4 protein-coding genes and 2 pseudogenes are annotated in these 20159 nt (G+C 72.8%); 3 read left to right on the top strand and 3 right to left on the bottom strand.

All coding sequences use genetic code 11. The features are described from left to right. Positions 1 to 239: 239 nt before the first annotated feature. From ABD256_RS15960 to ABD256_RS15950, 3 genes are read left to right on the top strand one after another with little or no spacing between them, the layout of a single operon-like run. Positions 240 to 1574 (top strand): NAD(P)/FAD-dependent oxidoreductase, encoded by a 1335-nt coding sequence (locus ABD256_RS15960; protein WP_344418414.1) that lies wholly within the window; start codon positions 240 to 242, stop codon positions 1572 to 1574. Next, a complete protein-coding gene (locus ABD256_RS15955) occupies positions 1571 to 3118 on the top strand; it encodes an FAD-dependent monooxygenase (protein ID WP_344418412.1) in 1548 nt (515 codons plus the stop codon). Before ABD256_RS15960 ends, ABD256_RS15955 begins: the two co-directional genes overlap by 4 nt. Next, positions 3115 to 3987: a class I SAM-dependent methyltransferase gene (locus ABD256_RS15950; RefSeq protein ID WP_344418410.1), complete on the top strand. Its 873-nt coding sequence runs from the start codon at positions 3115 to 3117 to the stop codon at positions 3985 to 3987. The genes ABD256_RS15955 and ABD256_RS15950 overlap by 4 nt, the downstream gene beginning before the upstream one ends. A gap of 6 nt (positions 3988 to 3993) precedes the next feature. Here ABD256_RS15950 and ABD256_RS15945 read toward each other — a convergent pair whose 3' ends face one another. The 3 genes and pseudogenes from ABD256_RS15945 to ABD256_RS15935 form a co-directional block, all read right to left on the bottom strand. After that, positions 3994 to 4776, bottom strand: a complete 783-nt coding sequence (locus ABD256_RS15945) for an arylamine N-acetyltransferase family protein (protein ID WP_344418408.1) — start codon at positions 4774 to 4776, stop codon at positions 3994 to 3996. A 22-nt stretch (positions 4777 to 4798) separates the two neighbouring features. Then, a pseudogene (locus ABD256_RS15940) lies at positions 4799 to 15223 on the bottom strand (SDR family NAD(P)-dependent oxidoreductase); the annotation flags it as partial. Between the two features lie 51 nt (positions 15224 to 15274). Next, positions 15275 to 20149: pseudogene (locus ABD256_RS15935) on the bottom strand (type I polyketide synthase); the annotation flags it as partial. Positions 20150 to 20159 lie beyond the last annotated feature (10 nt).

The raw sequence follows: 20159 nt of genomic DNA, 5'->3' as shown, positions 1-20159 counted from the left end.
CACGGCGGCAACCCGCGTCCCGGTCCCGCACCGCGGGGCCCGGCGATGGCGGAACCGGTTACCCCGCCGTGGCACGGAACTGGAACGAACGCGTTGTCCCCCCGGCCGCGCGCTGCCTAAGGTCCGACGAACCGCGGCCGGGGACGGGTCGCGAAGCGGTACCGCACGGCTTCCCCGGCCGAGCCACCGGCGTTCCCGATTCCGGGCCCGGTGCGTCAACCGTCAGCGGAGAGGTGACCATGGCGGACAAGGCACTCGACGTGATCGTCATCGGCGGCGGGCCGGCCGGCGCGATCTGCGCGGCCGCGCTGGCGAAGGAGGGCCATTCCGTACTGGTGCTCGAACGGCAGGCGTTTCCCCGGTTCCACATCGGCGAGTCGATGCTGCCGTACATGGCGGGCCTGCTGGACCGGCTCGGGCTGCTGGAAGCGATCAAGGCGCAGGGGTACGTGATCAAACGCGGTGGCGAGTTCATCGACCCCACCGGGACGAAGTTCTTCGGCTCCGGCGTCTTCCGGGCCGACTTCGCCAAGCAGGGCGACGGCAGGCATCGCGAAACCTTCCAGGTGGAGCGCGCCCACTTCGACCAGGTGGTGCTGGACCAGGCCAGGGCGGCGGGCGCGAAGGTGCGGACCGAGGCTCCGGTGACCGAACTGCTGCTGACCGGCGACCGGATCACCGGGGTGCGCTACACCCACGACGGCCGCGAACACCAGGCGCACGCCAGGTTCGTGGTGGACGCCAGCGGGCGGGCGGGGAAGATCGCGAACCGGTTCGGGCTGCGCAAGATGATCGAGAAACTGCGCATGGTCGCGGTGTTCCGCCACTACGACGGGCTCGACGAGCGGCACAACCCCGGCCACGAAGGCGATATCCAGGTGGGCAGCCATCCGGACGGCTGGGTGTGGGCGATCCCGCTGTCCGAGGACAAGATCAGCGTCGGCACCGTGATGCCGCGCTCGGTGCTGCGGGGCAGGGACGCCGCACAGGCCTTCGAGGAGCATTCGACCCGGATTCCCCGGATCACCCGGCGGCTGACCGGCACCCGGCCGTGCACGCCGTTCCGGGTGGAGACCGACTACTGCTACCACACCGATCAGGTGACCGGGCCCGGCTGGCTGATGGTCGGCGACGCCGGCTGCTTCGGCGATCCGATGTTCTCGGGCGGCGTCCTGGTCGCCATGGTCACCGGCGCCAGGGCGGCCGCCACGATCGGGCGAGTGCTGGCCGAACCCGCCGCCGAGGCCAGGCTCATGACCGAGTACGCGAACTTCTTCAAGACCGGCTACGACACCTACGTCCGGCTGATCTTCTCCTTCTACGAAAGCGAACTGGTCAGCGCGGTGGCCGACGCGAGCGCGGTCACCCCGCGCGAGGACCTGGAGATGTACCTGGTGCGGTTGCTCGGCGGCGACTTCTGGAGCGCCCGCAACCCGATCGCGGAGGCCCTGCGGGCGAACCGGGACTGGGACACCTTCGCCCCCTTCGAGCCGGTGTTCGGCTGTCCCGTCTACCCCGAACCGGACGAGCCGGGGTACCGGGCAGCCGCGACCACGGCGGGCCGGCAGGCATGAACCGAAGGGAGGCCGCGCATCCGACGGTACTGGTCGTCGGCGCCGGGCCGACCGGGCTCGCGCTGGCGTGCGGGCTGCGGAACCGGGGGGTCTCGGTGCGGGTGGTCGATCAGGCCGGCGGGCCGATCACCACCTCGCGCGCGCTCGGCGTGCAGCCCCGCGGTGTCGAGGTCCTGCTGCGGCTCGGCGCGCTGGGCGACCTGCCGCAGCAGGTGATCCCGCTGCGCGAGGTCCGCATGCACGTGGCGGGACGGCTGGTCTCGACCATGCCGATCGACCGGCTCGGCGACTCGGTCGGCCGTTCTCCCCTGCTCGTTTCCCAGGTGGAAGTCGAGAGCGCGCTCCGTGCCAGGCTGGCCGAGCTCGGCGGCGTACTGGACTGGGGCCGGGAACTGGTGGACTGCGTCCAGGACGGCACCGGGGTCACCGCGACCCTGTGCGGCGAGGACGGGACCGAACCGGTGCGCGCGGACTGGCTGGCGGGCTGCGACGGCGCGCACAGCCGGGTCAGGAAGCTTTCCGGCATCGGCTTTCCCGGGGTCCCGGTCGCCGAGCACTTCCTGATCGCCGACGTCCGCACGAACTGGGCGCTGGACCGGCAGATCATGTCGAGCTGGTCCCGCGGCGGCGAAATGGTCAGCGTGTGCCCGTTGCCCGGTACCGGCCGATGGCGCCTGATGGGACCGGCGCCGACGGGCACCGAGGGGCGGTTGACCGAAGACGACGTGCTCACGCTGATCAAACGGCAGCTCGCCGCGTGCACGCCCTACTCCGCGCAGGCCATCGAGCGGGTGGACTGGTTGTCCACCTTCCGCATCCACCGCAGGCTGGCGGACAGCTACCGGTCGGGACGGGTGGTGCTGGCAGGCGACGCGGTGGCCATCCACCACCCCTTCGGCGGGCAGGGGATGAACACCGGGCTCGGCGACGCGGAGAACCTGGCCTGGAAGCTCGCGCTCGTCGCCAACGGCCGCGCCGGCGACCGGCTGCTGGACAGCTACCAGGCGGAACGCCGCCCGGTGGCACAGGGCGTGCTCGCCGGGACCGGGCTGACCACCCGGCTCGTGCTCGCCGAGAGCCGGGCGACCGCCGTGCTGCGCGACCGGCTGGTGATGCCGCTGCTGAACAGCCGCAAAGCCCAGGAGTTCATCTGGCGCAACGCTTCCCAGCTCGGTGTGCACTACCGGGACGGGCCGCTGGCCGGGCGCGGCCGGTTCGCCGCCGGGCCACGGCAGGGCGACCGGGTGCCGGACATCCACTGCCGCCTCGACGGCGGTGCCCCCGTCCGGCTGCACCAGGCGCTCGACGGCCGGTGGGGGGTGCTCGCCGGGCCCGGGAACGAGGCGAGCTTCGACGCGGCGGCCGCCTGGCTGGGCACGACGGGCGTGGTCGCGCTGACCCCGGCCCGAGGGCGGACGGCGGACGTGCTGCTGATCCGCCCCGACGCCCATCTCGCCTGGCGCGGGCGGCCCGCCCCCGAGCGGCTGTCGTCCTGGCTGGGCACCCATCTCGAACCGAGCTCCGGAGAAAGCGGGACCGCATGACGCTCGAGCGAGCCAAGCCGGTGACGATGCCCGACGAGAGCTGGACCGCGATGGGCAACGCCGCCGCGCGGGCGGCCGAGACCGAGCGGCCGGACCGGATCTGCGCCGACCCGCTGGCCAGGGCCTTCCTGGACGCGGCAGGCCCGGACATCCCGCTGCTCGGCTCGCCGGAAGGCGCACCGGACGGGGGGCTACTGGCGATGATCGGAGACGTCATCGCGATCAAGACCAGGTTCTTCGACGAGTACTTCCACCGGGTCTGCGCGACGGGCTGCCGTCAGGTGGTCCTGCTGGCGGCCGGCCTGGACAGCCGCGCGTTCCGGCTGGCGTGGCCGCCGGGCACCACGGTGTTCGAAGTGGATCTGCCCGGCATCCTGTCGTTCAAGGAGCGGGTGCTCACCGAGCAGCGGGCCGAGCCCGGTTGCCTTCGCACCGTGGTACCGGCCGATCTTCGCGACGACTGGCCGGGCGCCCTGCTCGACGCCGGCTTCGACCGGCGGGTACCGACGGCGTGGCTCGCCGAAGGCACGCTGGGGTTCCTGGACGCCGCGGGCTGCGACGGGCTGCTGGCCTCGATCGCGGAGCTCTCCGCGCCGTCGAGCTGGTTCGCCCTCGACCACACCCACGACGGGTCGGTGTCCGCCCCTCGCCTGCAGCGGTTCCTGGACGGGACCGGGGTTTCCCTGGCGGAGATGGTCAAGGGCGGGCCCACCGAACCCGCGGACCGCTGGCTGGCCCGGTCCGGCTGGAGCGTGACCGGCTACGACGTGGTCGACCAGGCCGCGGGCTACGGGCGGCCCGCGCCGGCCCTGTTCCGAGGCGAGCGCGGTGCGCACGGGAGAATCCTCTTCCAAGCGCGGCTGCCCTGAGCGCGGCTACTCCCCGTCCGGCGGTCGCCGGATGTGGCGCGCGACCCGTTCGTACTCGGCCGGGTCGGTCAGCGCGCTGAGCTTCTCGTGGCCGTCCTCGACGACCAGGTAGCGTTTGCCGACCAGCATGTGATGACCGTTGCCGACGGCACGGCAGAGCATGGTGGTGCTGGCCAGCACGGATTCGTCGAGGTACTGCTCGAACGCCTCGGTGAAACCGTCCCACTCGGCCGGTTTCCTCGCCACCAGCGCGAATCGGTAGACCGGCCGCCAGCCGGTCGTCCGGCTCCGGCGCAGCACGGTGTGCCGCCCGTCCTGACTGTCCACTTTGAACACACAGCCGTACTGGGGCTGTTCCTCCGGTGACAGGCACAGCGGTTCGAGATAGGACGGCCCGGAGAAGCCGACGTCGGCCAGCCAGTGGCGGCCGTCGAGGCGAACCACCACGAACTTGTGCGACAGTTCCGGGCTGAACTGGCCCCGGTCCTGGCACACTCCGGCCGACACGGCCATCGTCTCGAAACCCAGCTCGTCCAGCAGGCGCTGGAACAGCAGGCTGAGCTCGAAGCAGATCCCGCCGATCCCCCTGACCACGATCTTGTCGAACGTCGCGTCCTGGTCGAGGTCCGCCAGGTTGTCCGGCAGCGCTCCCCCGTGCTCGGGGAATCTGCTGTTGTCGTAGGGGATCCGCAGCAGGTGGTTGCGGTGCAGCCGGACGAGGGTGTCCAGGCCGGGCGCCGGCGGGCCCGCGCAGCCGAGACGTCGCAGGTACACGGCGGTGTCGAACATCCGATGCCCCTTTCCCCGAGGCTCAGGCGAAATCGGCGGTCATGGTCTTCAACCGGGCGGCGATGCGCACCCTCGCGTCCTCATCCATGTCCACTGTGGACATCGACGCGGCCAGCCGGTCGAGTTCCGCCAGCACGAAACCGGGTTCCGGCGCCACCACCGGGCACAGCTCGGCCAGCAGGTGCGCGGCGAGCACGCGCGGGGTCGGCTGGTCGTAGACCACCGCGGCGGTCAGGCGCACGCCGGTGACCTCGGTCAGCCGGTTGCGGAACTCGACCGCGGTCAGCGAGCTGAACCCGATGTCCCAGAACGCCTCGTCCGGATCGACCCGGTCCGAGCCGGGATGTCCCAGCACCGCGGCCGTGGCGGCCCGCACGAGGTCCAGCACCAGGTCCTCCCGTGCCGTGGCGGGAAGCGCCGCCAGCCGTTCGGGCAGCGGCCGCGCCGCGGTACCCGTGCTCGCGGCCGGACGGGCCTGCCGGACCACGTCGCGCAGCACCGGTGGAACCCCGGCGCCCTCGGTCACGTGCGCGGTGCCGTCGAGCGGCACGGGCACCAGAACCGGATTGCCGGTGCGCAGCGCGGCATCGAACAGCGCCATGCCCTCGTCCGGTGTGATCGCCCGCAGGCCGGGCCGCTGCCGCCCGTCACCGCCCGCCGTCATGCCGTCGGTCCACGGGCCCCACGCGAGCGACACCGCGGGCAGCCCGGCATTCCGCCTGCGGCGCGCCAACCCGTCCAGAAAGGCGTTGGCCGCCGCGTAATTGCCCTGCCCCGGCGAGCCGAGGATTCCGGCGGCGGAGGAGTACAGCACGAACAGGGCGGGGTTCAGCTCGCGGGTCAGCTCGTCCAGGTTGACCGCCCCGCCCGCCTTCGGCGCGAAAACCGTGTCCAGGCGGGCGGGGGTCAACGCGGGGAACACCCCGTCATCCAGTACCCCGGCGGTGTGCACCACCCCGGTCAGCGGATGGTCACCGGGGATGCGCGCGAGCACCCGGGCGAGGTCCTCCCGGTCGCCCACGTCGGCGGCAACCACCTCGGCCGACGCACCCAGCCCGGCCAGTTCTGCGACGAGGCCGGTCGCCGCCGCCTGGCCGCGCCTGCTCACCAGCAGGAGGTGCCGCACCCGGTGCGCGGTGGCCAGGTGCCGCGCCACCACGCGGCCGAGCGCGCCCGTGCCGCCGGTGACCAGCACCGTGCCCTCCGGGTCGAGAACGCCGGTCGTGGCTTCGACGCGAGCGGGCACCGCCTGGCGCAGCCGCGGCACGGTGACCCGTCCGCCTCGGATCGCGACCTGCGGCTCGGTCCAGGCCGCCACGGCCGCCAGCGCGGCCAGCGACTCCGCCGCACCGTCCACATCGGCCAGCAGGATCCGCCCCGGCTCCTCCGACTGGGCGGACCGGACCAGCCCCCACACCGCGGCACCGGCGGGGTCATCGGCGCCCGGCCCCGCCGCGCCGTGCGTCAGAACGAGCAGCCGCGCGGACTCCAGGCGCGGATCGGCGAGGAAATCCTGTACCAGCGCGAGAATCCCGGGCAACGGCGCCGCGTCCCCGGTATCGGCCAGCACGATCGAGGAGGTGGCGCCGGCCGCATCACCGCCGGGGTGCACCAGCACGCCGGGCAGCTCCGGTAGGCGCCCGCCCAGCACCGTCCACTCCTGCGACGCGGGCGCCCGAGGCACCGGGACCTCCCGCCAGTCCAGTTCGAACAGACCGGGCACCGTCCCGGCGGGCCGTCCGCGAGAACCGGGTTCGAGTTCCGCGGACCCGATGGACAGCACCGGCTTGCCCATCGGGTCCGCGACTTGGAGGGACACCGCGCCCGGTCCGATGCGGGTGCCCCGGACGCGCAGCGCGACCGCGCCCGAGGCGTGCAGCGTCACGCCCGTGCAGCGGGTGAGCACCAGCGGCCGGTCGATTCGCGTCGCCAGCACGGCAGGCGCGAACGCGGACAGGGCGCCGAGCAGCAAGGGGTGCAGGCCGTAACCGGCGGCCTCGGCCACCCGGTCATCGGGCAACGCGATTTCGCCGAAGAGCTCCTCGCCACGTCGCCACAGGTGCCGGACTCCCCGTTGTCCGGGCGAGTGGTCCAGACCAGCCGCCGCGAGTTCGGCGTACCAGCCTTCGGCCTCCGTCCCGGCCGCGCCCGGTGGTGGCCATTCCTCTTGCCGGTACCGCGGTTCCGGGACCACGGCCGTCAACCGGCCCTTGGCGTGGCGGGTCCAGCCCTCGGCCCCGGCACCGGAATGCACCACGACTTCGCGGCAGCCGTCGGGGTCTGGCCCGGACACCGTGACCCTGACCTGCAGAGCACGATCCCCCGGGAGTACGAGCGGGGCCGTCATGTCCAGTTCCGCGACGGCCGCACAGCCCGCTTCGTCGCCGGCGCGGATGATCAGTTCCAGTACCGCGGCTGCCGGGAACACCTTGTCGCCCACCAATCCGTGACCGGCCGAGGCGGACTGCACCGAAGGCGACCAGCGGCCGCTCAGCACGATCCCGTCCGTGTCCGGCAGCCGCACCGCGGCGCCGAGCAACGGGTGCCCGGTCGCGGTGAGCCCGGCCGAGGTCACATCGCCCAGCGGGTCCACTGTCTCGAGCCAGTAGCGTTCCCGCTGGAACGGATAGGTCGGCAGGTCCACCCGCCGCCCGGTGCCGGGGAACAGCGGCCGCCAGTCCACCGCCACCCCGCGGACGTGCAGTTCGGCCAGTGCCGTCAGCATCGCCGGGACCTCGTCGCGCCCGGCCCGCAGGGCTGGCACGCAGCAGGGCGGGCCGGGCAGCTCGCCGACCATCGCGGTGAGCACCCCGTCCGGTCCCAGCTCCGCGAAGGTCGTCACCCCCTGCTCGCGCAGGGCGTGCACCGCGTCCTCGAACCGCACCGTGCGGCGGACCTGCTCGGTCCAGTAACCCGGCGTGCACAGCCGCTCGGCCGGGATCGGTTCGCCGGTCACCGTCGAGACCACCGGGATCCGCGGTGGCCGGTAGGTCAGGGTTTCGGCGACGGCCCGGAACTCGTCGGCCATGCCGTCGATCAACGGCGAGTGGAAGGCCCGGTCCGCGGTCAGCCGCTTGGTCTTGCGCCCTCGTGCGCCGAACTCCCCGGCGATCTCGCGCACCGCGTGCTCCGCACCGGAGAGCACCACCGAAGCCGGGCCGTTCACCGCGGCCACCGACAGCTCGTCCTCCCGCCCGGCGAGTGCCGCGAGTACCTCGTCCTCGGCGGCCTGCACCGCCACCATCACCCCGCCGGAGGGCAGCCCCTGCATCAACCTGCCGCGGGCCGCCACCAGCGCGCTCGCGTCCGCCAGCGAAAGGACCCCCGCCACGTGAGCCGCGACGAGCTCGCCGATCGAGTGCCCGGCGACGAAACCGGGCCGCACGCCGTGCTCGCCGAACAGCTCGAACAGCGCGGTCTCCAGCGCGAACAGACCTGCCTGCGCGTACACCGTCTCGGCCAGCAGCGCGGACCCGGCCGTACCGGGCTCGGCGAAAACCACCTCGCGGACCGTGTGGCGCACGTGCCCGGCCAGTGCCAGGTCGAGCCGCTCGCAAGCCTGGTCGAAGGAGTCCCGGAAGGCCGGGAACCGTTCGTAGAGCTGACGGCCCATGCCCGCCCGCTGGCTGCCCTGCCCGGTGCACAGGAACGCCAGCGCGCCCTCGACCGGGCCCTCGGCCGATATCGGGCCGGCCGGTTCGCCACGTCCTGCCGCGGCCAGCCCGGCCAGCAGTTCGTCCCGGCCTTCCGCCAGCAGCACGACCCGGTGCCTGAGCGACGCGCGGGTGGTCACCAGCGCGCGGCCGAGCTCGGCGGGCTCGATTTCCGGTTGCCGCGCAACGAAGCCGGCGAGCCGCGCGGCGTGCGCCCGCAGTCCCGCCGCCCCGTGCGCGGACAGCACCAGTGGAACGAGTCCCGCCACGGTTTCCGGCTCCGGCGGCTCCGGTTCTCCCGGTGGCTCTTCCAGCACGAGGTGCGCGTTCGTTCCGCTCACCCCGAACGAGGACACCGCCGCCCGGCGCGGCCGCCGGGACGCCGGCCAGTCCCGCTGCTCGGTGAGCAGTTCGACCGCACCGCCCGTCCAGTCCACTTCGGACGTCGGCGCGTCGACGTGCAGGGTCTTCGGCAGCACGCCGTGCCGCATCGCCTGCACCATCTTGAGCACGCCGATCACCCCGGCGGCGCCTTGGGTGTGCCCGATGTTCGACTTCACCGAGCCAAGCCACAACGGGCTGTCCGCGGTCCGGTCCCGGCCGTACGTCGCGAGCAGGGCCTGCGCCTCGATCGGGTCACCGAGCCTGGTGCCGGTGCCGTGCGCTTCGACCGCGTCCACTTCGGACGGTTCAAGGCCCGCGTCCGCCAGCGCCTGGCGGATCACCCGTTGCTGGGACGGGCCGTTCGGCGCGGTCAGCCCGTTCGACGCACCGTCGGAGTTCACCGCGGAACCCCGCACCACGGCCAGCACCCGATGCCCGCGGCGCCGCGCGTCCGAAAGCCGTTCCAGCAGGACAAGCCCGGCACCCTCGCTGAAGCCCGTGCCGTCCGCGGCATCGGCGAAGGCCTTGCACCGCCCGTCCGGGGCGAGGCCGCGCTGACGGCTGAAGTCGACGAACAGGCCGGGCGTGCACATCACGGTCACCCCGCCGGCCAGTGCCATCGAGCACTCGCCCTGCCGCAGGGCCCGCACCGCGAGGTGTATCGCCACCAGTGACGACGAGCAGGCCGTGTCCACGGTGATCGCGGGCCCTTCCAGGCCGAAGGTGTAAGCCACCCGGCCCGACACGACGCTGCCGGAGTTGCCGGTGCCGAGATAGCCTTCGACCTCCGCGGGCGTGACCCTGGCGCGGGTCAGGTAGTCCTGGTACATCACACCGCTGAACACCCCGGTGTCGCTGCCGCGCAACGAGATCGGGTCGATACCCGCTCGCTCGAACACCTCCCACGACGTCTCCAGCAGCAGCCGCTGCTGCGGGTCCATCGCCAGTGCCTCCCGTGGGCTGATCCCGAAGAAGCCGGCGTCGAAAGTGGTGGCGTCGCAAAGGAAACCGCCCTCGCGGGCATAGCACTTCCCCGCCGCGTCGGGATCGGCGTCGAACAGCTCCGCCAGGTCCCAGCCCCGGTCGCCGGGGAACGCCGAGATCGCGTCCGTGCCGTCCAGTACCAGCCGCCACAGGTCGTCCGGACCGCGCACGTCGCCCGGCAGCCGGCAGCCCATCGCCACGATCGCGATCGGCTCGCCGGAGACCGCGCGCGCGGCGGCCGCCACCGGCGCGGGCCGGTCCCCGGACAGTTCGGCGCCCAGGTGCGCGGCGAGTGCCGCCGGGGTCGGGTGGTCGAAGACCAGGGTGGCCGGGAGCCGGACACCGGCGCCCGCGGTGAGGCGGTTCCGCAGTTCGACCGCGGTGAGCGAGTCGAAGCCGACCTCCTTGAAGGCGAGGTCGGGCGGGATCGCCTGACCGGCCGGATAGCCCAGTACGACGGAGGCTTCGGTGCGCACGAACTCCAGCAGTGCCTGGTTCCGCTCGTCCTCGGGCAGCTCCGCCAGCCGCTGCCGGAAGGACCCGTCCCCCGCCTTGGCGACCGGGCGGGCGGAGGGCACCAGGCCGCGCAGGAGCGGATGCACCGCACCCCCGGCCAGCGGGGCCGAGGTGTCGAGGTGGGCGAGCACGAGAGCCGGGCCGCCGAGCCGGAGCGCGGTGTCGAACAGCGCCATGCCGTCCTCTGTGGACAGTGGCCGCACTCCCGACCCGGTCATCCGGCTCCGGTCGATCTCGGTCAGCCGCCCGGTGAGCCCGCTGGCCGGGGCCCAGAGTCCCCAAGCCAGCGCGGTCGCGACCTGCCCGCGCGCGCGGCGCACGCGGGCGAGACCGTCGAGGAAGGCGTTCGCCGCCGCGTAGTTGCCCTGCCCTGGGCTGCCCAGCACCCCTGCCGCGGACGAGAACAGCACGAACATCGCCAGCTCGCCGGTCAGCTCGTGCAGGTGCGCCGCGCCGTCCGCCTTCGGGCCGAACACGGTTCGCAGGCGTTCCGGGGTGAGCGCCGGGACCACGCCGTCGTCGAGCACGCCCGCGAGGTGGACCACGCCGGTCAGCGGGTGCGCTGCCGGAACACCGGCCAGCACTTCGGCGAGCGCGGTCCGGTCCTCCACCGCACAGGCCACCACCTCGACCGAGGCACCCGCCGCGGTCAGCTCGGCCACCAGTTCGCCCGCGCCGTCGGCGGCCGGGCCGCTCCGGCTCAGCAATATCAGCCTGCGCACGCCGTGCGCGAAGACGAGGTGCCGTGCGACGACGCCGCCAAGCACCCCGGTACCGCCGGTGATCAGCACGGTGCCTTCGGGGTCGAGTTCGGCCCCCGCCGTCTCCGGTGCCCCGGTCACCCGGTGCAGGCGGGGCACCGACACCACCCCGCCGCGGATGACCACCTGCGGCTCGTCCCCTGCCGCGACCGCGGGCAGCGCCGCCCGTGACTCTTCGGCATCGTCGACATCGGCCAGCAGGAAACGGCCCGGTTCCTCGGACTGCGCCGATCGCACCAGCCCCCACACCGCGGCGCCCGCCGCATCGGCCGCGTCCGGCCCCATCGCGGCCCGCGTCAGCACGACCAGCCGGGAAGAGGCCAGTTCCGGCTCGTCGAGAAAAGCCTGCACCAACCCGAGTACCCGGGACACCGAACCGAACGCGTCCCCTTCGCGCGGAACCTCCACCAGCAGTGCGCCGGGCACGGGATCCGTTCCGGCCAGCGCTCGAACCCCTGCCGCTGTGTCCACTGTGGACATCTCGGTGCGGTCGTCCGGCGGCGGCGAGTTCGTCTCCGTCCAGGCGACTTCGAACAGCGAACGCGGTGCCTGATCCTCCCCCGTGCGGAGCCGGCCGACCGGCAGCGGCCGGAACACCAGTCCGGCCAGCGAAGCCACCAGCTGCCCGGATTCGTCGGCCATGGTCAGCGACAGGGCTCCCGGCCGGTCGAACGCCGCGCGCACCCGCAGCGCCACCGCACCGGAGGCGTGCAGCACGACACCGTTCCAGGTGAAGGGCAGCAGCACCGCGCCGTCGGGCCGGCTGCCGTCGTCCGCGAGCGCACCGGCGTGCAGTGCCGCGTCGAACAGCGCGGGGTGGATGCCGTACCCGGCGGCCTGCTCGGGTGCGCCGGGCAGGCTCACCTCGGCGAAGATCTCGCCGTCGCGGGTCCAGCTCCGGCGCAGGCCGCGGAAGGCAGGACCGTACTCGTATCCGGCGTCCTCCTGCCGCTGGTAGAAGTCTCCGAGATCGACCGGCCGCGCGCCCGGTGGCGGCCATTCGCGGCAGAAGTCCGCGGTCACCCGGCCCGCGGTGACGCTCAGGAAGCCGGTGGCGTGCCTGGTCCAAGCCAGGTCTTCGCCAGGCCGTGCGTAGAGGCTCACCGGTCGGCGCCCGGTGCCATCGGCACCGCCGACCCGCGCCTGGAGCTGGATCGCGGCCGGGCCGGGCACCGGCAGCGGGGTTTCGATGACCAGCTCGTCCAGTACCGGGCAGCCGACCTCGTCACCGGCCCGGATCGCCAGCTCCACCCAGCCGGTACCGGGAAAGACCACCGCGCCCGACACCGCGTGATCGGCCAGCCAGGAGTGCGTGCGCGGTGAGACGCTGCCGGTGAACACCACTTCCCCGGCATCGGCCAGCCCCAACGCCGCCCCCAGCAGCGGGTGCCCGGTCGCGGTCAGCCCGGCCGGCGACTCCGCCCCGCGCTCGCGGACATCCGGCCAGAACCGCCGCCGCTGGAACGGATAGGTGGGTAACTCGACCGGCGGCCGGGGACCGGGGGCGAACGCGGGCCGCCAGTCCACCGGTACCCCACGCACGTGCAGTTCGGCCGCGGACGACAGGAACCGGTCGAGCCCGCCGTCGTCGCGCCGGAGGCTGCCGGCGACCACTGCCCGGTCGCCGGTGGCCTCGACCGCGTCCTGGACCGCCGTGGTCAGCACCGGATGGGAACTCACCTCCACGAACCCGCGGTACCCCTCGGCCAGCAGGGTGCGAATCGCCGGTTCGAAGCGCACCCGGTGCCGCAGGTTGCGGTACCAGTACTCCGCGCCGATCTCCCTGCCCGTCAGCCATTCCCCCGTCACCGTGGACAGGAAAGGCACCTCCACCGGACCCGGCCGGAGCTCGGCCAGTTCGGTCAGCAGCTCACCCCGCAAGGCTTCCACCCGCACCGAGTGCGAGGCGTAGTCCACCGCGATCCTCCTGGCACGGACGCCATCGGCGACCAGCTTCCCGAAGAGATCGTCCAGCGCGCCGGCATCACCGGACACCACGACCGAGGACGGCCCGTTCACCGCCGCGACCGACAACCCGGCCCCGGCCGCCAACGGCTCCACGTCCGTCACCGGCAGCGGAACGGACATCATCCCGCCGCCGCCCCTCAGGCGGCGCGCGATCGCCTTGCCGCGCAACGCGACCACCCGAGCCGCGTCCTGCAACGACAACGCCCCCGCGACACACGCCGCCGCGATCTCACCCTGCGAATGCCCCACCACCGCATCCGGCACCACCCCGAAAGACCGCCACAACCCCGCCAACGACACCATCACCGCGAACGACACCGGCTGCACCACATCCACCCGATCCAGCAACCCACCCGCACCACCCCGCACCACATCCAACACCGAAAAACCCGCAACAGACCCCAACGCCGAAGCACACCGCTCCATCCACTCCGCGAACACCCCGGCCTCATCCAGCAACCGCGCACCCATCCCCACCCACTGCGCACCCTGCCCAGGAAACACGAACACCACCCGACCATCCACATCAGACACACCAGACACCACACCCGCCACCGGCCCGCCAGAAGCCACCGACCGCAACCCGGACAGGGCATCCGACAGCACGACGGCCCGGTGGCCCAGCATCGCCCTGCCGGTCAGCAGCGCGTGGCCGACCTCGTCCACCCCCGCCTCGGGTGAGTGCGCCACGAATTCGGCAAGACCCGCCGCCTGCGCCCGTAGCGCGGCGTCGCAGTGCCCCGAGACGAGCAGCGGCACCGGTCCGGTGGCCACCACCCGTGGCGGCGACGCGGGTTCCGGCACGTGTTCGAGAATGACGTGCGCGTTGGTGCCGCTCACTCCGAAGGCGGACACCCCAGCGCGCCTCGGGCGATCCGCGACCGGCCAGTCGCGCCGCTCGGTCAGCAGCTCCACCGAACCGGCCGTCCAGTCGACCTGGGACGTCGGCGCGTCCACGTGCAGGGTCTTCGGCAACACACCGTGCCGCATCGCCTGCACCATCTTGATCACCCCGGCCACCCCGGCCGCGCCCTGGGTGTGGCCCACGTTCGACTTCAGCGAACCGAGCCACAGCGGGCGATCCGCCGGACGGCCCTGCCCGTAAGCGGCCAGCAACGCCTGCGCCTCGATCGGATCGCCCAGCCGGGTACCGGTCCCGTGCGCCTCCACCGCGTCAACGTCCAGAGGAGACAGACCCGCACTCGACAGCGCCTGGCGGATGACCCGCTGCTGCGAAGGACCGTTCGGCGCGGTCAGCCCGTTCGACGCGCCGTCCTGATTCACCGCGGAGCCCCGGATCACGGCCAGCACCCGGTGCCCGTTGCGCTTCGCGTCGGAAAGCCGTTCCAGCAGTACCAGACCCGCTCCCTCGGACCAGGCCGTCCCGTCCGCCGCCGCCGCGAACGACTTGCACCGGCCGTCCGGCGCCAGCCCCCGCTGCCGCGAGAACTCGGGAAAGGCGCCCGGCAGCGACATCACGGTCACTCCACCGGCCAGCGCCAGCGAGCATTCACCCTGCCGCAGGGACTGCGCCGCCAGGTGCATCGTCACCAATGACGAGGAGCAGCCCGTGTCGATCGTGACCGCGGGGCCCTCCAGCCCGAGCGTGTAGGCCACCCTGCCGGACACCACACTGGCCGCGATACCCGTGCCGAGGTAGCCCTCGATCTCGTCGGGCACCGGGTGCAGCCGGGTCGCGAAATCGTAGTAGACCATGCCGGTGAAGACCCCGGTGCCGGTGCCCTTGAGCGAGGTCGGGTCGATGCCTGCCCGTTCGAACGTCTCCCAGGCCACTTCCAGGAGCACCCGCTGCTGGGGATCCATCGCCAGCGCCTCCCGCGGGCTGATCCCGAAGAACCCCGCGTCGAAATCCGCCATATCGTGCAGAAAACCGCCCTCGCGCACGTAGGACCTGCCCGCGCGGTCCGGGTCCGCGTCGAACAGGTTGTCCAGATCCCACCCGCGGTCCGCGGGGAACGCCGAGATGGCGTCCACCTCACCGGAAACCAGCTCCCACAGTTCGTCGGGCGAGCTCACCCCGCCCGGGAGGCGGCAGCCCATGGCCACGATCGCGATCGGCTCCCGCCGGGCGTCTTCGAGATCGCGCAGGCGTTTCCGGGTGCGCTGGCCCTCCGCGAGCACACGTTTGAGGTACTCACGCAGCTTCTCGTCGTTCGGCATGGCGGCTCGGCTCCTCGCGGACGTGCGGACTGGTCGGTCGGTGCTGCTCGATCAGTGCTCGGCGGCACCGAACTGGCTGTCCACGAGCCGGAAGATCTCGTCGTCGCTCGCGTGCTCCAGATCCAGTTCGTCGTCGGCGGCAGCAGTGGCGGTCAGGGACTCCCACCGGCCGGTCAGCTCCCGCAGGCGGGCGGACACCCTGGTGCGCAGGTCCTCGTCCCCGGCGGCCACCGGCAACGCCGCCGCCAGGCTGTCCAGCCCGGCGAGCAGAGCGGGTGTGGCGTCCAGCGCGCCCAGTTCGGCCAGCAGGTGCTCGGCCACCGCCCGCGGGGTGGGGTGGTCGAAAACGACCGTCGGGGCGAGCCGTACCCCGGTTGCCCCGGTGATCCGGTTGCGCAGCTCGACCGCGGTCAGCGAGTCGAATCCGATTTCCTTGAAGGCCTGATCGGCCGCCACGGTGCCCGCGTCCGAATGCCCCAGCACCACGGCGGCCTCGGCCCGGACGAGCTCGACCAGCAGCCGCGCCCGTTCGGCCTCCGGAAGCGCGGCCAGGCGCTGCACGAGATCCGCATCCCGCGCCCCGGTGTGCCCTTCCCCGCCGGTGTCCTCCGGCACCCGGCGCAGCTCGGGCAGATCGTCGAACAACGGGCTCGGGCGGAGCGCGGTGAAGCGCGGCCCGAAGGTCTCCCAGCGCATGTCCGTGACGATCACCGACGGCTCGGCGCTCCCCGCGGCCCGTGCCAGCGCGGAGACCGCCAGTTCGGGTGGCATCAGCGCCAGCCCGGACTGCGCGAGCTGCGCCTGGATCTCCGGGGAGAACGTGGACATGCCACCGCCATCCCAAGCGCCCCAGGCGATCGAGGTGGCCGCGCGGCCCAGCGCGTGGCGCCGCTCGGCAAGGCCGTCCAGGAACGCGTTCGCCGCGGCGTACGCGCCCTGGCCACCGCTGCCCCAGGCGGCCGCGTTCGAGGAGAACAGCACGAAGGCGTCCAACGGCCGGTCCCCGAGCAGTTCGTCGAGATGCGCGGCGCCGTCCGCCTTGCCACCCAGTACGGTCGCGAACTCGGCCGCGGTGGTGTCCTCGATCGCGGCCAGCGCCGTCACTCCCGCCGCGTGCACCACGGCGGTCAGGGGGCGCTCCGGCGGAATCCCGTCGAGCAGTCCGGCCACCGCGTCGCGGTCGGCCAGGTCGCAGGCGGCCACCGTCACCTCGGCCCCGAGTCCGGTCAGTTCCGCCACCAGCTCGGTGATCCCGTCGGCGGCGGGCCCGCGCCTGCTGGTCAGCACCAGGTGCCCGGCGCCGTTGGCCGCCAGCCACCTGGCCAGGTGCGCGGCCACCCCGCCGGTGCCGCCGGTCACCAGCACCGTGCCACGCGGGATCCACGAGCGGCTCACACCCGCCGACGGCGGCGCATGCACGAGCCTGCGGGCGAATACCCCGGCGGTCCGGATCGCCACCTGGTCCTCCCCGGACTGCCCCGCCAGTACCGAAACCAGGCGTCGCAGGGTGTCCGGAGCGGAGAACTCGGGCAGATCGGCCAAGCCGCCCCACCGGCCGGGATGTTCCAGCGCGGCGACCCGCCCGAGCCCCCACAACGAAGCCTGGACCGGATCGACCACGTCCTCATGCCTGGACACCGAGACCGCGCCGCGGGTGAGGCACCACAGCGGCGCGTTCACCGCGCAGTCCCCCAGTGCCTGCACCAGTGCCAGCAGCCCGGCCTGGCCACCGGTGAGGGCCGGGTGCCCCGGATGCGGTGTTCGGTCGAAGGCCAGCAGCGAAACGACGCCGCCGCATTCCCCCGCCGCTCGAATCCGCTCGGCGAGCGCGGCCCTGGTCGTCTCCCCGGCGGGCACGACCAGGTCCTGGACCACCGCACCGGCACCGGTCATCGCGGCCCGGATCGCGTCCAGGCCCTCGTGACCGGCCGGTGCGACGAACAGCCACGTGCCGGACAGCCTGGGCTCTCGGACGTCGGGGACGGATTTCCAGCGCACCCGGTAGCACCAAGAGTCCACTGTAGACTGACGCTGGCGTCGTTCGTGCCATGCCGAAAGCGCGGGCAACACGGCGGCCAGTGCGGAACGCTGGTCCTCGCCGGTCAGCTCAAGGGTGCCGGACAGCTCATCGAGATCGGCCCGCCCGGCGGCCCGCCAGAATTCACGGTCGATCTCACCACCCGAAGCGGCACCGGGCGAGTCCGCTTCCTCCAGCCAGTAACGCTCGCGCTGGAACGCGTAAGTGGGCAACGCGACGCGTACCGCGCCGCTGTCGCGGTACGCCGGGCTCCAGTCCACCGGAACCCCGCGGGTGTGCAACTCCGCGGCGGAGAGCAGGAACCGGTCCAGCCCGCCGTCGTCGCGCCGCAGGGTGCCGGTGACCACCGCGTCCGGTCCGGCGGACTCCTGCACACTGGTGGTCAGCACCGGGTGCGGGCTCACCTCCACGAAGGCCCGGTACCCCTCGGCCAGCAGCAGCCCGGTGGTCTGCTCGAAGCGGACCGGCTCGCGCAGGTTCCGGTACCAGTACTCGGCGTCCAGCTCGCGGGTGTCCTGCAGGCGCCCGGTCACGGTGGAGTAGAGCGGTGTCTCCCCGTCGACCGGACGGACCGCGGAGAGGTCCTTCAGCAGCTCATCTCGAATGTTCTCGACCGCCGCCGAGTGCGAGGCGTAGTCCACCGGGATCGTCCTGGTCCTGATGCCGTCGTCCGCACATCGTGCCGCCAACGCGGCGAGTGCGGCGGAGGGCCCGGACACCACCACCGCGTCCGGACCGTTCACGGCGGCCACCGACAACCCGCTGCCGTCCAGCAGCGGCGGTACCGCCTCGGCGGTAACCGACACCGACATCATGCCCCCGGTACCCACCAGCCGGCGCGCGATCGCCTTGCTGCGCAACGCGACCACCCGAGCCGCGTCCTGCAACGACAACGCCCCCGCGACACACGCCGCCGCGATCTCACCCTGCGAATGCCCCACCACCGCATCCGGCACCACCCCGAAAGACCGCCACAACCCCGCCAACGACACCATCACCGCGAACGACACCGGCTGCACCACATCCACCCGATCCAGCAACCCACCCGCACCACCCCGCACCACATCCAACACCGAAAAACCCGCAACAGACCCCAACGCCGAAGCACACCGCTCCATCCACTCCGCGAACACCCCGGCCTCATCCAGCAACCGCGCACCCATCCCCACCCACTGCGCACCCTGCCCAGGAAACACGAACACCACCCGACCATCCACATCAGACACACCAGACACCACACCCGACACCGGCCCACCAGAAGCCACCGACCGCAACCCGGACAGCAACCGGGTACGGCCGGACGCGACCACCACCGCGCGGTGGTCGAGCGTCGCCCTGCCGGAAAGCAGGGACCAGCCGAGGTCGGCGAGCCCGGAATCCGGTGCGGCCGCGGCGAAGTCCGCCAACCGCGCGGCCTGGCCCCGGAGTGCTGCCTCGCTGTGCGCGGAGACCAGTACCGGCAACGCCCTTAGTTCGGGCCGAGGCCCGGCCGGGGCGCCGGGCGCCACCGGCGCTTCACCGAGCACGAGGTGGGCGTTGGTACCGCTCATGCCGAACGCGGACACCGCCGCCCGTCGCGGCCGCTCCCCCCGCGGCCAGTGGACTCGCCCGGTGAGCAGTTCCACGGCGCCCGTCGTCCAGTCCACATCGGAGATCGGCTCGTCCACGTGCAAGGTCTTCGGCAGCGCACCGTGCCGCATCGCCTGCACCATCTTGATCACCCCGGCCACCCCGGCCGCGCCCTGGGTGTGCCCGATGTTCGACTTCAGCGAACCGAGCCACAAGGGACGATCGGCCGGACGGCCCTGCCCGTAGGTCGCCAACAGCGCCTGCGCCTCGATCGGATCCCCCAGCCGGGTACCGGTCCCGTGCGCCTCCACCACATCAACGTCCACAGTAGACAGACGGGCGTCGGCGAGCGCCTGCCGGATGACGCGCTGCTGCGAAGGACCGTTCGGCGCGGTCAGCCCGTTCGACGCGCCGTCCTGATTCACCGCGGAGCCGCACACCACGGCCAGCACCGGGTGTCCGTTGCGCTTCGCGTCGGAGAGCCGTTCCAGTAGCACGAGCCCGGCGCCTTCCGACCACGACGTACCGTCCGCCGCCGCCGCGAACGACTTGCACCGGCCGTCCGGCGCCAGCCCCCGCTGCCGCGAGAACTCCACGAAGACCCCGGACAGCGGCATCACCGTCACCCCGCCGGCCAGCGCCAGCGAACACTCGCCCTGCCGCAGCGACTGCACGGCGAGGTGCATGGCCACCAGCGAGGACGAACAGGCCGTGTCGATGGTGACCGCCGGGCCTTCGAGCCCGAAGTTGTAGGCCACCCGCCCCGAAGCGACACTGCCCGAACTGCCCACCGCCAAATAGCCTTCGAACTCGTCCGCGACGCGGTTCCTGGTGCCGTAGTTCTGGTACACGACACCGGCGAAGACCCCGGTGTCGCTGCCGCGCAACGAGGCCGGGTCGATGCCCGCCCGCTCGAAGACCTCCCAGGAGATCTCCAGCAGCAGCCGTTGCTGCGGATCGATGGTGACCGCCTCGCGCGGACTGATCCCGAAGAACCCGGCGTCGAAGTCGGCGACGTCGTGCAGGAATCCGCCCTCGCGCACGTAGCACTTGCCGACCCGCGCCGGATCGGGGTCGTAGAGCCCGGCCAGGTCCCAGCCCCGGTCGGTGGGAAAGCCGGTGATCGCGTCGACCTCGTCCGCGACCAGCTCCCACAGCTCATCCGGGCCGTGGACGCCGCCGGGGAACCGGCAGCCCATGCCGACGATCGCGATCGGCTCGCGCCGGTCCGACTCCAGCTCGGTCAGCCTGCGGCGCGTCTCGTGCAGGTCGGCGGTGACCCACTTGAGGTAGTCGACGAGCTTCTCGTCATCGGTCATCGGGATTCGC

Source organism: Amycolatopsis minnesotensis (assembly GCF_039529815.1).
Classification (GTDB): domain Bacteria; phylum Actinomycetota; class Actinomycetes; order Mycobacteriales; family Pseudonocardiaceae; genus Amycolatopsis; species Amycolatopsis minnesotensis.
Note: the sequence above shows the minus strand (reverse complement) of the source record. Positions and strands in the feature narration are given on the sequence as shown.

What these genes read in the sequence shown, in the direction of transcription:
- ABD256_RS15960 (WP_344418414.1), top strand. Translation starts at nt 240, where the DNA reads ATGGCGGACAAGGCACTCGACGTGATCGTCATCGGCGGCGGGCCGGCC.
- ABD256_RS15955 (WP_344418412.1), top strand. Translation starts at nt 1,571, where the DNA reads ATGAACCGAAGGGAGGCCGCGCATCCGACGGTACTGGTCGTCGGCGCC.
- ABD256_RS15950 (WP_344418410.1), top strand. Translation starts at nt 3,115, where the DNA reads ATGACGCTCGAGCGAGCCAAGCCGGTGACGATGCCCGACGAGAGCTGG.
- ABD256_RS15945 (WP_344418408.1), bottom strand. Translation starts at nt 4,776, where the DNA reads ATGTTCGACACCGCCGTGTACCTGCGACGTCTCGGCTGCGCGGGCCCG.